Origin of the sequence: Bordetella muralis (assembly GCF_965139205.1) — a bacterium.
In the GTDB taxonomy this organism is placed as follows: domain Bacteria; phylum Pseudomonadota; class Gammaproteobacteria; order Burkholderiales; family Burkholderiaceae_B; genus Bordetella_A; species Bordetella_A muralis.
The window spans coordinates 1-15,363 of record NZ_CBCSIU010000034.1; the positions used below are offsets into that span (position 1 = coordinate 1).

Here is a 15,363-nt window from a genome sequence, read left to right on the forward strand (position 1 = left end):
CCCCCCCCCACGACCAATAGAACCCCACACTCACGCAAAAACACCTTCACTCTCCAGCCAAACCCCCTTCCCACCCCCCACCGAGCGCAGCAATCAACTGCACGCTAGCCGTCAACCGATTAGCCATCAACGTCAACGCCGTACGTTCGCTGTTCAACGCCCCCGTTTCCAACGTAGCCACATCCAGATAGTCAATCGTCCCAGCCTGATACTGATTGCGAGCCAACCGCAACGATTCCCGCGCCGCCTCCAGTGCCCGATGCTGCACCACTTGCTCTTGCCCCATCACCCGCAATTGGATGAGATAGTCCTCGACCTCTTGCAAGGCGCTCAATACCGTCTGACGATACGCAGCGGCCTGGGCATCGTAGGCTGCGCGGGCCTGTTCCAATTGAGCCTCCCGTGCGCCGCCATCGAACAAGGTCAACGCCAATGCCGGCCCCAGGGACCAGAAACGCGCCGGTGCCGTCAGCCATTGCGCAAACTCGCCGCTGCGAAATCCGCCACTGGCACTTAACGTCAGATCGGGAAACCACGCCGACTGCGCCACGCCGATCTGTGCATTCGCCGCCGCCGTCAAACGCTCAGCCGACGCGACGTCGGGACGGCGTTCCAGCAATTGCGATGGCAACCCCACAGGGATCTGCGGAATCACCTGAGCAAAAGGTTGAACTGCGAGCGTAAAGCGCGATGGTGCCAGGCCGATCAGCACGGCGATTGCATGCTCATACTGACCACGTTGCCATTCCAGATCCACCAACTGGGCGCGCGTGCCCTCCAATTGGGCCAACGCCACCGTCACATCAGATTTACCGACAACGCCCGCGTCATAGAGGTTTTGCGTCAACTTCAACGAGCGCTCATAGGCCGCGACTGTCGACTCCAGCAAACGCTTTTGCTCATCCAGCACACGCAATTGAAAATAGTTTTGCGCAAGCGACGACTGCGTACTCAAGCGGGTATTCGCCAAATCCGCAAAGCTGGCTTGAGCTTCAGCGCGGCTGGCCTCGACCTGGCGACGCACTCGCCCCCAGATGTCTACTTCCCAACTGACCGACGCGCTCAGATCGTAATCATTGCCCGTACTGCTGGTAGAACCGCTACCCGATCCCGATCGTGTCGCGCCGGCACTCGTCCCGACAGTAGGGAAAAAGCTGGCGCGCGCGCCTCGTACCAGAGCCTGTGCCTGCCTGTAGTTGGCCTCGGCTTGCACAATGGTCTGATTCGACGCGTTCAACTGGTCCATCAGACCATTCAGGGTGGTGTCGCCATAAATCTGCCACCATGCGCCACGCTCAGCCATGTCTTGCGGCTTCGCCGGCGTCCAGCCGTCGGTTTGGACGGCGCCATGGGGCTGCTGACCCTGAGCGTCGCTACCCGGCGCCGAAGGGTTGGACGGTGCTGCCGCCGGATCGCGCGCTTGCTTGTATCCCTCGCCCACATCGATCTCGGGACGTTGATAATCCGGCCCCACCGCGCACGCGGCCAAGAGGGCGCAACACGTCATGGCCGCAGTCAAACGCGGCAAGCGTACATCGGCCAATCGGCCAAGCCGGAACGATAAGGAAAAAAATGATGCGCGACTCATTGGCGTTCTACATCAGGTTGTGAGCCTATCGTGCGACGTGCAGCACGGCGGCGGGCCCATAAACGGAAGCGGTCCAGATAAAGATAGACCACAGGCGTGGTGTACAGCGTCAAAACCTGGCTAAGGATCAGACCACCTACGATCGTCACCCCCAGAGGCTGGCGCATCTCTACACCGGCCCCGGTAGCCAGCAATAATGGCAGCGCGCCGAAAATTGCCGCCATCGTGGTCATCATAATGGGCCGGAATCGCGTCAGGCAGGCCTCGAAAATCGCATCGCGCGGCGACAGATTCAATCTACGCTCCGCATCCAAGGCGAAGTCGACCATCATGATGGCGTTCTTCTTGACAATGCCGATCAGCAAAAACACCCCAATCAAGGCGATGACCGTGAACTCGCTGCCTACCAGCATCAACGCCAACAGCGCGCCGATACCGGCCGACGGAAGCGTCGACAGAATGGTCAAGGGGTGCACGAAGCTCTCGTACAAAATCCCAAGCACGATATACATCGTGACCAGTGCGGCCAGAATCAGCCATGGCTGCTGGCTCTGTAAGGCCTGCTGCGCCGCGGCCGTGCCGAGAAAGCCGGCCTGGATCTGATCCGAAGGCAGCCCGATGCGCGCGACCGCAGCATCGATCGCACGTATTGCCTGGTCTTGTGACACACCCGGGGCGAGATTGAAAGAGATTTCGTCAGCAGCAAACAGACCATTATGCTGCACACTCAATGGCGCATTGCCCATTTCAAATCGCGCAAAGGCCGCCAATGGCACACGAGACCCGTCGCTCGTAATGACATGCACCTGCTTGAGCGATTCGGCATCCTGGGCAAAGCGCTGATCCACCCCCAACACGACGCGATACTGGTTCAAAGGCCCGTACATTACGGAAACTTGGCGTTGGCTGAACGAGTTATTCAACACCGCTGAAATATCGGACATGTTGATGCCCAGCCGGGTTGCCGCCTCGCGATCAATGATCAAATTGACCTGGCGGCCTTTGTCTTCAACGCTGGAATCCACATCCGTCAGCTCGGGCAACGCGGCCATGGCCTGCCTGACCTTGGGTGTCCAGGTGCGCAGCAATGACAGATCTCCGGCCAGCAGCGTGTAGTCGTATGAGCCGCTCCCCTGCCCGCCGCCGACAAAGATATCCTGCTGCGGAATCAAGAACACGCGCGCGCCCGGCGTACTCTGCAATTGCCCTCTCAGGCGATTCACGACATCGACCGCGCCGGCTTGCCGCTCATCCTGCGGCTTGAGCTGGATCATCATGAAGCTGCTGTTACTGCCGCCGCGGCCGCCCGCGTGAACCGTAATACTCGCCACCGCCGGATCGGCCAGGATGACTTTGCGGAAATACTCGAGCTTGGGGACCATGGCTTGAAACGACGTGCCCTGATCCACGCGAAAAATCCCTATCAATTGCCCAGTATCCTGCTGCGGGAAAAATCCCTTTGGCACGGCAGCGTACAGGTACACGTTCAGCCCGATAGTCACCGCCAGCAACACCAGCATCAAACGCCCATGCGTCAACGCCCAGGACAACGAACGACGATAGCCGCGCAGCAATGCCTCAAAGAATGACTCGAGCATCCGCGACACCCGGCCTGGAGCTCGCTGTTCCAGGGCCTGCTGACGCAACAGGCGGGCGCACATCATGGGCGTCAATGTCAACGACACGACCATCGATACCATGACAGAAGCCGACAAGGTCACGGCGAACTCGCGAAACAGCCTGCCGACCACGCCGCCCATCAACAGGATCGGGATGAACACAGCCACCAGCGACAGGCTCATCGACAGCACGGTGAAGCCGACCTCACGCGATCCCCGCAAGGCCGCCCGCAATGGCGACGCTCCACGTTCGATATGCCGCATGATGTTTTCAAGCACCACGATGGCATCATCCACCACAAAGCCGGTGGCCACGATCAACGCCATCAGCGAAATGGTATTCAAGGTAAAGCCGCACCAATACATGATGCAGAAGGTGCCAATCAACGAGACTGGCACTGCCACACTGGGGATCAGGGCAGCACGCCAATGCCGCAAGAACAGCAGCACCACCAGCATCACCAGGCCGACCGCGACCACCAGCGTCAGTTCAGCCTCGTGCAATGAGGCGCGGATACTGGGCGTGCGATCTTGTGCCACGGTCAGGTCGACATCACCTGGCAAGAGCGCCGCGAGCTGCGGCAATTGCGCACGCACAGCCTCTACCGTCTCGATGATGTTGGCGTCGGCCTGGCGCCGCATGATGATCAGAATGGCATTACGATTGTTGTAATAGCCCGTCTGAAACAGATCTTCGACCGAGTCCTCGACGGTCGCCACGTCCGATAGCCGGATAGCGGATCCATCGCGCCACGCCACAATCAAGGGCCGATACTGTTCGGCGCGATCGAGCTGGTCGCTGGCCATGATTTGCCAGTGATACTCGTCGCTTTCGATCATGCCCTTGGGTTTGTTGGCGTTGGCTTCGCTCAACGCCGTGCGCACCTCGTCCAGCGACACACCGCGACTGGACAATGCGCCGGGAATCAAATTGACGCGCACCGCGGGCAAGGAACTGCCGCCTACGGTGACCTCGCCGATGCCATTTACCTGCGCAAGCTTTTGCGCCACGATGGTCGAGGCCAGGTCATACAGTTTGCCCTGGCTCAATGTGCCCGACGTCATGGCCAACACCATGATGGGCGCCGACGAGGGATTGACCTTGTGATAGGTCGGATTGCTGCGCATCCCGGTGGGCAGAAGCGATCGCGCCGCATTGATGGCCGCCTGTACATCGCGGGCGGCACCGTTGATATCACGGCTCAGGTCAAATTGCAGCGTGATGCGTGTGGACCCCTGCGAATTACGCGAGGTCATTTCGGTAATGCCGGCAATGCTGCCGAGAGAACGCTCCAACGGCGTAGCCACACTGGAGGCCATCGTCTCGGGACTCGCGCCCGGCAAACTGGCCGACACAGAAATAATGGGCAAATCGACCTGGGGCAGCGGCGCGACAGGCAGCAGGCGAAACGCCAGCACGCCCGCCAGCACCATCCCCAGGCACAACAGTACGGTGGCAACCGGACGAACGATGAACGGCGCCGACAGAATCATGGCTGCTCCGCTGCGACACGCGCACGGTCCCGGCCTCGTCGCGACAGACGATCAAACATCAGATAAATCACCGGCGTCGTGTAGAGCGTCAGGACTTGGCTCAACAACAGTCCGCCTACCATGACCAGACCTAACGGCTGACGCAACTCGGCCCCGGTCCCCGTGGACAGCATCAAGGGCAATGCGCCAAACAATGCCGCCAGCGTCGTCATCAGAATCGGACGGAAACGCAGCAGGGCAGCCTCGTGTATGGCGGCCCTCGGCGCGAGTCCGCGCTTGCGCTCGGCCTCCAGCGCGAAATCGATCATCATGATCGCGTTTTTCTTGACGATCCCGATCAACAGAATAATGCCGATGATCCCGATCATATCGAGCTGCGTACCGCTGATCATCAAGGCCAGCAAGGCACCCACCGCCGCCGAGGGCAAGGTCGACAGAATCGTGATCGGGTGGATATAGCTCTCGTACAGCACCCCCAGCACGATATACATCGTGACGATCGCAGCCAGGATCAACCATAGCGTGCTGGACAACGAATTCTGGAATGCCAGCGCGGCTCCTTGAAAACGCGTCTCGATGCCTGCCGGCATGCCGATTTCCGCCTCTGCGGCAGTAATCGCCTCGACCGCACCCGATAGTGATGCGCCCGGCGCCAGATTGAACGAGAGCGTTGTCATCGGGAATTGGTCCAGCCGGCTGATCGCCAGCATGGTGTGCCCCTCTGAAATGTGCGCCACCGTCGACAGAGGTACTTGGGTACCCGACTCGGATGTCAGGTACACCTGGTTCAAGGATTCAGGCGATTTGCTGAATTGCGGCAAGACCTCCAGCACCACGCGATATTGATTGGACTGCGTAAAGATGGTCGAAATCAGCCGCTGGCCAAAGGCGTTGTACAGCGCCTCGTCGATCTGTGATGTGGTGATTCCCAAACGTGCCGCCGCATCGCGGTCTATATCGACCCAAGTCTGCAAACCGTCGTTTTGCAGATCGTGGGTCACGTCCGTCACTTCCGGCAGCGCAGACAGACGCTCGACCAATTTGGGGGCCCACTCGGCCAACACGTCAATGTCAGGATTGGACAACGTCATCTGATATTGCGTGCGGCTGACGCGATCCTCGATGGTCAGATCCTGTACCGGCTGCATATATACCGTCAGCGGCGGTTGCGTCGTCGCGGCGGCGTGGGCAGCTGGCGCAGCCCCTGACACGTCGCGGCCAGACCCTGTTGTTCCCGGCGATCCGAAATGGTCTTCCAAGGCGTCCTGCAATCGCTGGCTGATTGTCGCCAGATCGGCATCGCGTTCCTTGTTTGGTTTCAGCGCGATCTGTATGCGGCCGCTGTTCAGCGTGGCGTTGGTGCCGTCTACGCCGATGAACGACGACACGGACTCGACGTCGGGGTCCTGCAGAATGATTTGTGCGGCCTCTTGCTGGCGTTTGGCCATCGCCGTAAACGAAATCGAGGCCGGTGCCTGAGTGATCGCCTGAATCATGCCGCTGTCTTGCTGCGGAAAGAAACCTTTGGGGATCGCGATATACAGCAGCACGGTGAGTGCGAATGTCCCCAACGCCACCAGCAGTGTCAGCGGTTGATGGCGCAGCACCCATTGCAACGTACGGTCATAGCCGGCGATGCATTTATCGATAAACGCTCCCGTCGTCCGGTGAAAGCGTCCATAGCGATGCTCCGATTCCGGACGCAAAAGGCGCGCACACATCATCGGCGTCAACGTCAGCGACACCACCAGTGAAATCAGTATCGCCACCGCCAAGGTAATGGCGAACTCGCGAAACAACCTGCCCACGACCTCGGTCATGAACAGCAGGGGAATCAGTACGGCGATCAGCGAGAAGGTCAACGACACCAGAGTAAAGCCGATTTGCGCAGCGCCTTTTAACGCGGCTTGCATCGGTGTTTCGCCTTCCTCCAGGTGCCGGGCGATGTTCTCGATCATGACGATGGCATCGTCCACCACAAACCCGGTGGCAATCGTCAGTGCCATCAGCGTCAGGTTGTTGATACTGAAGCCCGCCAGATACATGATGCCGAAGGTGCCCACCAACGACAGCGGTACCACTACGCTCGGGATCACCGTGGCGGTCAAGCTCCGTAAAAAGACGAAGGTCACCATCACGACCAGAGCCACGGCCAGCAATAATTCGAACTGCACATCCGCCACAGACTCACGGATCGTCTGGGTTCGATCAGAAACCACGCTGAGGTCCAGTGTTGCAGGCATCGATGCTTGCAACTGCGGCATCATGGCGCGAATCTGGTCCACCACGTCGATGACATTGGCGCCGGGTTGCCGCTGTACATTCAACAGAATGGCAGGATTGCCGCCAGCCCAGGCCGCTTGGCGAACATCCTCGGCGCCTTGCACGGCAGTCGCGATATCGGACAGACGCAGCGGCGCGTTATTCCGATAGGCAATGATCAGATCGTTGTACTCGGTGGGAGACTTCAACTGGTCATTGGCGTCGATCGTCGTCGAGCGCTCGGGCCCGTCCAGATTCCCCTTAGGCTGATTGACGTTGGCGCCCACCACAGCAGTGCGCAAATCCCCCAATGACATGCCGGTCGAGGCCAACGCAATGGGATTGACCTGAATACGAACAGCGGGCCGCTGGCCGCCGGCCACGCTGACCAGTCCCACTCCCGGCACCTGCGAGAGCTTTTGCGCCATCCGGGTATCGACCAGATCGCGCACCTGCGGCAGCGGCATGGTCGGAGAGCTGATGGCCAACGTCATGACGGGCGCGTCAGCCGGGTTGACCTTGTTATATACGGGAGGCACCGGCAAATCGCTGGGCAGCAGATTTGACGCGGCATTGATCGCCGCCTGCACTTCCTGTTCGGCCACATCCAGAGCCAGGTCCAGGCTGAACTGCAGCGTAATCACCGATGCGCCGCCCGAACTGGTCGACGACATCTGATTCAGACCCGGCATCTGGCCAAATTGGCGTTCCAGAGGCGAAGTCACCAACGAGGTCATCACATCCGGGCTCGCACCCGGATACAGGGTCACCACCTGAATCGTGGGATAGTCGACCTCGGGCAGCGCTGATACCGGCAGCAAGCGGTAGGAAATAAAACCGGCGATCAGGATCGCCACCATCGATAAGGTGGTGGCAACCGGCCTCAGAATGAACAGACGAGAGAGACTCACGGCGTCTTTGTTGCAGATTGACCTGCAGCGGGACGCCCTGATGGCCCAGCGCCCATAGCCTCACCGGGGGTCGCGGGAATGGTCGCGTTGCCCGTCACGATGCTTACCTTCGCTCCTGTGCGCAATCGATCGGTTCCCTCGATGACGACGCGATCCCCAGGCACCAGGCCTTGGTTGACCCCCACGCGGTCACCGTTGATGGGTCCCAACTGCACTTGCCGGACTTCGACGGTATTGTCATCACGCATCAGGAACACAAAAGGCCCTGCCGACCCTTGCTGCACGGCGGCGGTAGGAATCACCGTCGCATCGTCGCGTGTTTGCACCAACAACCGCACATTGACGAATTGATTGGGAAATAACAGATCATCCTTGTTGTCGAAACGCGCCTTGAGCTTGACGGTACCTGTAGTGATGTCGATCTGGTTGTCGACGGTCTCCAGTTGTCCTGTGGCAATCACTTTTTCATCAGCACGATCGTAGGCCTGCACTTGCAAAGTATGGCCCTGCCGAACCTGCGCCAACACCTCTGGCAATTGCGTTTCAGGCAAAGAAAACACGACCGCGATAGGCTCTGTTTGCGTGATCACGACCAGGCCGTCGGTGTCCCCGGTCGACACCAGATTGCCCGGATCGACTTTGCGCAGGCCTAAACGGCCGTTGATCGGCGCGGTGATGCGGGTATAGCTCAATTGCAGTTGAGCATCGTCGACGGCAGCCTGATCGACTTTCTGCGTACCCTCGTATTGACGGACCAATGCCGCTTGCGTATCGAGCTGCTGACGCGCGATAGAGTCTTGCTTGAACAGCGTCTGATAACGCTGCAAGTCGCGCCGTGCATTCGCCAATAAAGCCTGGTTCTGTTGTTGCTGGCCTTGAGCCTGCGCCAATGCGACCTCGTAGGGGCGTGGATCGATCTGCGCCAGCAGTTCCCCCGCCTTGACGCGTTGGCCCTCATTGAAATTTACCCGGATCAATTCCCCGTCGACGCGGCTGCGCACAGTCACGGTGTTGTACGCGGTCACGGTGCCCAAGGCGCGCAGTACGATATTGATGTTCTGCGTCGACGCCGATGCGACACGTACCGGCGTGTCCGGCATCGCGCCCGCCCCCATGCCGCGCATCCCGCCGCCCGCACCACGCCCGCCGTCATTGGCCCGTTGCGTAGCTTGTGTAGAAGCCTTCTGCTCGGCAGGCTTGTAAAAAACCCACCATGCGACGATAGCGGCGACTGCCAGCAGGATGATGACAACCCATGGGGTCTTGCGGCGAGGCGTAGCAGATCGGCTTTCAGGCATAGGAGGTCAAGCACAGACGGACGTCGAGAGCCGATATTGTCCCCTAAGTCCGTCGAATTGCCATGTCCTCACAGCCGAACTGAAATACGCCGCAACAGATATCAGATCCGTCCAGAAACGCTAGGCGCTGCAAAGCGACATCTGAAACTCGATGTCTTTTGCCACTTGCTGGGGTTTGGCATCGCCGTCCTGGGACGAGAAGCGGATCCAGATCATGTACTTGTTAGCACTGATTTCCGGAAAAACGCCGCGGGCGGGGTCCACCCAGACGCGTAACAGTTGGAATAGTTTGCCCGCCAGCATTTGCTGATAACCGCCCTGCTCAGCCACGATATCGGTGCGGCGCCCTGACTCTCGCAGCAAACGCAGCGCCATGGCGACCGCATCGTATAGAGGCCGCAACGGAGCGATCCAGGCTTGCAGATCGGCGGCACGGTCTGCCTCGGATTTGTGTTGCCACGCATGGTAGGACGGCATATCGACCTGGGTGGCGCCTCCGGGAACGGCCAGGCGGCCGCGCAGGCTGATCAACCATTCGTTTTCGCGCAAAGGCTGGCCAGCACGGCCTTGGCCGGCCAACGCGCTGACCGTACGCTCCATGTCGCCCAGCATGGCTTCCAGGGCATCCTGCGCGACACCTGGATGATCACGCAATGCGACCAGCGCCATGCGTTGGCGTTCGAGGTCCTGCAGTACGGAGGTCTTGACGTCGGCCCGTTCGGTGGCATCCAGGATGTCGAACAAGGTCGAGACAGCGATCTGGTGATGATGGGGTTCGCCTTCGCCGGCGAAAAAGAAAAGCCTATCGAACAGATATTCCAGCCGAAGGTAGGCTCGGATGCGTTCGTTAAATGGATATTCGAAAAGAATCACGCTTGCTACAGGCCTGTCGGTGATCGGCCCGTGGGCCGGATTATTCAGGGAAGCCGTCCACACCATTACGGTGCGGCCGGCGCGATGCCGCCGCCATGTGGCTCCAGCGGTCGTGCAGAGCCTTTGCCCGCGCGCGTAACTGTTCTGCAGTGGTCGCACCATCGTTCACGATGACATCATCCGCTGCCGCCAGCCGTGTATCCCGCGCGGCCTGTGCCGCCATGATACGCTGGATAGCTTCTGGCGTCAGCCCGCTGCGTGCCTGCACCCGGGCAACCTGGGTTTCCGGATCGCAATCGACGACGCAGATGCGATCGACCCGGTCGCGCCAACGCCCGGATTCCACCAATAGCGGCACGACGTACACGAGGTACACGCCCTGGGCTTGTGCGGCGGCACGCTCCGTATGCAGCCCGATGAGGGGATGCAATATGCCTTCCAGGCGCGCACGAGCCTGCGGTTCCCGAAATACCAAGTCCCGCATCCAGGCACGATTCAACGCCCCCTCAGCGGTAGAAGCCTCGATCCCGAACGCCTCGACGATAGCGGGCATCGCCTCACCACCCGGTGCAGTCAGGGCATGGGCAATGGCATCGGTATCGACCAACGCTGCGCCCCACTCGGCCAACATATCGGCCACCCGCGTCTTGCCGGAGCCAATCCCGCCGGTCAAGCCGATTTTGTACATACTAAATCACCCAGAGAGTCTTGGTCATTACCAGGGCCCGGTAAGCGACGGGCCTGCATGCTCGAGGACAGCATACGCTGCAGGCATGTCCGGCAGCAACGCCCAAGCCTTCAGCATGCGATGGCGTGCCACGCCGCGCGCTCAGAACCACGCAGAGCGCCCAGCCACCGCAAACAATGCCACAATCCCTGCCAGCGCCAAGTAGGGACCGAAAGGCAATGCCTGGCCTCGTTGCGCGTGGCCTGTGAGGCGCAGACAGCCGGCGGCCAGCACCCCGGTCAGCGATGCTACCAACAATAATGAGGGAAGCGCCGCCAAGCCGAACCAAGCTCCCAATGCCGCCAGCAGCTTGAAGTCGCCATAGCCCATGCCCTCGCGACCTGTCAGCAAACGAAACATGTGAAACAACAGCCACAAGAAAACATAGCCCACCGCCGCTCCCAGCACCGCCAGCGGCAAAGGCGCCAACGCGCCATTGAGGTTGATCAGCAACCCGGCCCACACCAGAGGCAAGGTGATCGCGTCGGGCAGCAGGCTGGTCTGCAAATCGATCCAGGACAGCACCACCAGCGCCGCACACAGCCCCATGGCACACAGGGCAATCGGCGTGGGCCCGAAACGCCATGCACACAGGCCGAACAGCAACGCGGTCAGGATCTCGGTCAACGGGTAGCGCCAGCCGATATTGCGCCGACAGGATTGACAGCGCCTGCGGGCAAGGATCCAACCCACGAGCGGTACGCGACACCAGCCCCGCACCGGCGCCGCACAGAGCGGGCAATGCCAACCTGGCCGCCACAAGCTATAGGAAGAACGCGCGGGCACCGCATCAGGGCCATTCGAGAGACTGTCTTGCTGCCCTTGCTGGGATTCCTGGACCTGCTGCAGCCAGTCTCGCTCCATCATGCGCGGCAGCCGATGGCCGACTACAGTCAGCCAACTGCCGACCAACAGGCCAAACACGGTAGCCAGCGCGACAGCCCAGACAGGATCGATAGCAAAGGTGTGCCACATAGCAATCAGAACACGGCCGCGAGGGCTCACCAGGAAAGGCGCCATTATTCCGGCATGCGGGAAATTGTTCAAACGGGCCGTGACCATTCAGCCACGCGCCATCGATCATCCAGCCGTATCGGAGGCGCACATAAATGCGTAGAATTCGGGACATATTCACTATTCATGCTGCGCCTGCCATGTCCGATTCCGCGCCTGTTCCGTTTCGCCGAAATTCCCTGACTCTGATCGCGACCATCCTGGCGGGGGCCACGATGGCTGCCGGCTGCGCGCAGCAACGCTCAGAGGGATACTACAACCCGCCGCGAGAGAGCACTGTCACAGATGCACAGTACCAAGGGCAAGGGGCCGGCTACCTCCCACTGGTGCAAGCCCCCTCGCAATTGCAGATCGAATTGAAAGCACCGCCGCCAGGCCAGCCTCGCAAGTCCGCTCCGACCGCGGAGCAAGCGGCTCAACAAGCCGCCATCGCCGACGCTCAGGCAGAAGCCGCCGCCACGGCCGCGGGCAGCACCTCGGCAGCGGCTCATGCGCTCGTGCCTCAGGCTCAGACCTATATGGGCACGCTGCCGTGCATGTCCCCATCGGCGCAATGCGCCGCCCAGCGCGTCACGCTGACCTTGGCTCCCAACGGTCGTTGGCGCAGCCGTTCAGCCTATCTGGATAACGCGGGCAACCAAGCCACGCCCTCGACCGAACAAGGCTGCTGGGATGTGACCTCCGAACGCCCGCCGAGAGTATTCCTGGCGGATGCTTCCGGTAATCAGCGCGTGGAATTTGTCGTCGCGGCCAATAACGTGCTGCGCGTCAGATCGGTATTGGGCGTCACCCCCAACCTGAATTACAGCTTGACGCGCCAGCCAGACCTGGACCCCATCGACGAACTGTCGCAACAGGCCGCGCCCAAGTGCCCCTGACATTCCGGCATCGGACCTGACAGCAGGGATATCCCTAGACCTGCTGTCTCATAGCAACACCCGATAGCGCAACGGCGGGCAACCGGCTACACTCGCCGCGCACCCTCTCCCTGTGCCGCTGGCATCGCGTGACTGGAGGGCGCGGCATGCGATGCCTGCCCCTTCGGCATCGAGTTATCGGCTGCCGACTCCTTCATGCATTCCATCTTCGTCAGCGCTGCTCGCGCCATGCGCCTCGTGTTGCCATGGCTGCTCGGGTTTGCGATCTTTTCCCAGGCGTATGCCGCCCCCGAACTCATCTCGCCCGCCCCGCCCTCCTTGAGCGAATGTCACGGCATTAAAGACCTGACGTTTGTCGCTCATCTGGATGACGACTTGCTGTTCATGAACCCCGATATTGCGTCGAACATTCAGGCGGGAGCCTGTGTGCAAGTGGTATATCTGACTGCGAGCGATGCCGGGGAAGGCGAAGGCTATATGCTGGGCCGCGAGCGCGGCGTACGTGCCGCCTATGCCTACATGGCCAAGCAGCCCGACCTATGGAAAGAAGACACGGTGCAAGTCGGCACCTACCATATCGCGCGCTTTACCCTGCAAGGCAACCCGCATGTGCAGCTGTGGCATATGCGCCTGAAAGACCCCTGGCTGGGCAAAGGCTGGGGCAGCCTGACGCCGTTGAGCCGCATGGAGTCCGTCGCCAACATGACGGCGGACACGCTGGGCCCCTATCACGACGTCTACACGCGCGATGAACTGGTACGCACATTGGCCAATATCATCAGCGGATACAACCCGACCACGGTGCGTCATCTGGACGACACCATTGCCGTGCCCTACACCCAGCTATGCTGGCGTTGTGCAGGCCATGGGCATCCCGATCACATTGCCAGCGCCCGGCTGGTCCGCGAGGCGATTGCCCAGGCCCCCGGCAACTATGCGGAAACGGGCTATATCGACTATCCCAGCCAGGAACACGAGGCCAATCTGGCCGATGCCGAGGCCACGGTCAAATCCGAGATCTTCCGACGCTATGCCTGGGACGATTACCACTACTGCTCGGGACAGCAGGGGTGCCAGGAGCCGGCCGGCCCCGCTGCGGCGTGGGTGAAACGCTCGTACTATGTGTCGCGCCACGACGTGGCCCCCGACCTGTTTTCAGACTCCCAAGGGGGCCTGATGTTATTTGCGGCGGGCGAAAACAACGATGCCGTCAATATGTGGGACGGCCGCAATCGTCGATGGAATACGCTGGGCGGACGCACTGCCGGCCCGCTCGTGTCCTTTGCTTATCCCGATGCGACGGCAGGCCTCTTTGCTCGCGATACCTTGGGCGGGCTGTGGGTCAACAAGCAAAACCGCGACGGATCCTGGAAAGGCTGGCAGGCCATGGCGGGCCTGCGAGTGACCCGCTCCCCTGCAGTTGCGCCCCATGGCGACGCGGCCGCCATTGCCATGGGCAACGATGGCCTGTATTACTGGACGGCCCTCAAAGGCCTGGATAGTGGATGGTCTGCGTGGCAGGCCCTGCCTGCCCTGCCTCACGCGCGAGGCAACGCCGCCATTGCCAAAACACCCGACAGCCGTTTCGTCGCCTTTGCGGCCGATCGAGCTGGCCATGTATACATGAGCGCCCAACGCCGCGAGCAGTCCGTGAGCTGGAGCCCCTGGCAACGCGTGCCCACGCCTGTCAGCGACGGCGGACTGGCCGCAATACGCAATAGCCAAGGGCAGATAGAGTTGTACCTGCGCGACCGGAACAATCGCCACCTGGTGCGCATCATTCAGCCTGCGCCACAGGCTGCCGATGCGGCGGATATTGCAGAGGTACGCCGGGCAGCCATCACCGATCTGGGTGTGAGCTACGTGGGTAAACCCGCTATCGGCTTGGACCACGACGGTGAGGTCCTTGTCGCCGTGCTGGAACGCCCGGATGGACCGCTCTGGTTGATTGACGACGGACAGGCAATTCAACTGGAGGCCAAAGCCGCCTCGCTGCCGGCCATGCGCTCGCTGCACGGAACCCTGTATGTCGTGGCCCGCAGCGCCGGGCGCATACAGTCGTATCAGGTGATGGCACGCAACCGTGATGGCGTTTGGGCAACAGCGACGGCCATAGGCGCCTTGCCCGACGCCGGCGGCGGACCGTTTATCGGTATGGCCGCGAGCGAGCCCGGGATGTTGGCAACGTCTGGCGTGAATACGATAGCCACCTCGGCAGCCGCGGTACAGTGATCTATCGGGGGTACGGCGATCGATCTGCCGCTGCCGCTCATCGCCCGCAGCAGCCGGACAGCGCCTTATCAGCAGTGCAACGCCTCCAGTCATCGACTGCAGCCGCCATGACGGCACAGGCTGCATGCCAGCTCCACCGTATTGCGTACGCCCAGTTTGCGGAAAATGCGTGCCCGGTGCGCCTCGGCCGTACGCAATGAAATACCCAACTCAATCGCGACGACCTTGTTAGGCCGCCCCGTCGCCAGATACGACGCGACCTCGCATTCGCGAGGAGTCAATAAACGAGCCGCAGTAATGGGCAGCGCAGGGAAATTCGACATCTGTCTCTCTTGTGCATCGCGGTATTGCAAGAGAGTCTGCCAGGGCATGCGCAGTCCCAACAACTGTCAGTCCTGACAGGCGGACAAAATACTCACACTATCTGAGGGTATCCAAGCGGCGCGCCAGCGCCGGGTGAAACGGCT

10 protein-coding genes are annotated in these 15,363 nt (G+C 60.9%); 2 read left to right on the forward strand and 8 right to left on the reverse strand.

Annotation, left to right across the window (positions count from 1 at the left end):
- Positions 1-46 precede the first annotated feature (46 nt).
- The 7 genes from ACNA0I_RS25290 to ACNA0I_RS25320 form a co-directional block, all read right to left on the reverse strand.
- Positions 47-1,507 carry an efflux transporter outer membrane subunit gene (locus ACNA0I_RS25290; RefSeq protein WP_415808811.1) on the reverse strand — a complete coding sequence of 487 codons (1,461 nt, stop codon included), beginning with the start codon at positions 1,505-1,507 and terminating at the stop codon, positions 47-49.
- A 77-nt stretch (positions 1,508-1,584) separates the two neighbouring features.
- Positions 1,585-4,701 (reverse strand): multidrug efflux RND transporter permease subunit, encoded by a 3,117-nt coding sequence (locus ACNA0I_RS25295; RefSeq protein WP_415808788.1) that lies wholly within the window; start codon positions 4,699-4,701, stop codon positions 1,585-1,587.
- Positions 4,698-7,874, reverse strand: coding sequence for an efflux RND transporter permease subunit (locus tag ACNA0I_RS25300; protein WP_415808789.1), 3,177 nt, complete (start codon positions 7,872-7,874; stop codon positions 4,698-4,700). Before ACNA0I_RS25300 ends, ACNA0I_RS25295 begins: the two co-directional genes overlap by 4 nt.
- Positions 7,871-9,172: an MdtA/MuxA family multidrug efflux RND transporter periplasmic adaptor subunit gene (locus tag ACNA0I_RS25305; RefSeq protein ID WP_415808790.1), complete on the reverse strand. Its 1,302-nt coding sequence runs from the start codon at positions 9,170-9,172 to the stop codon at positions 7,871-7,873. Before ACNA0I_RS25305 ends, ACNA0I_RS25300 begins: the two co-directional genes overlap by 4 nt.
- A 120-nt stretch (positions 9,173-9,292) precedes the next feature.
- Positions 9,293-10,045 carry a cell division protein ZapD gene (gene zapD / locus ACNA0I_RS25310; RefSeq protein WP_415808791.1) on the reverse strand — a complete coding sequence of 251 codons (753 nt, stop codon included), beginning with the start codon at positions 10,043-10,045 and terminating at the stop codon, positions 9,293-9,295.
- 40 nt (positions 10,046-10,085) lie between these two features.
- A complete protein-coding gene (coaE, locus tag ACNA0I_RS25315; protein ID WP_415808792.1) occupies positions 10,086-10,733 on the reverse strand; it encodes a dephospho-CoA kinase in 648 nt (215 codons plus the stop codon).
- A gap of 141 nt (positions 10,734-10,874) precedes the next feature.
- Positions 10,875-11,747, reverse strand: coding sequence for a prepilin peptidase (locus ACNA0I_RS25320; protein WP_415808793.1), 873 nt, complete (start codon positions 11,745-11,747; stop codon positions 10,875-10,877).
- A gap of 179 nt (positions 11,748-11,926) precedes the next feature.
- Between ACNA0I_RS25320 and ACNA0I_RS25325 the strand changes: the two genes are divergently transcribed.
- Positions 11,927-12,664: a copper resistance protein NlpE N-terminal domain-containing protein gene (locus ACNA0I_RS25325; RefSeq protein WP_415808794.1), complete on the forward strand. Its 738-nt coding sequence runs from the start codon at positions 11,927-11,929 to the stop codon at positions 12,662-12,664.
- A 195-nt stretch (positions 12,665-12,859) separates the two neighbouring features.
- Positions 12,860-14,896 (forward strand): PIG-L family deacetylase, encoded by a 2,037-nt coding sequence (locus ACNA0I_RS25330; RefSeq protein ID WP_415808795.1) that lies wholly within the window; start codon positions 12,860-12,862, stop codon positions 14,894-14,896.
- 89 nt (positions 14,897-14,985) lie between these two features.
- On the opposite strand, the gene ACNA0I_RS25335 is transcribed toward ACNA0I_RS25330, so the two are convergent.
- Positions 14,986-15,219, reverse strand: a complete 234-nt coding sequence (locus tag ACNA0I_RS25335; RefSeq protein ID WP_415808796.1) for a LuxR C-terminal-related transcriptional regulator — start codon at positions 15,217-15,219, stop codon at positions 14,986-14,988.
- Between the last annotated feature and the right edge of the window lie 144 nt (positions 15,220-15,363).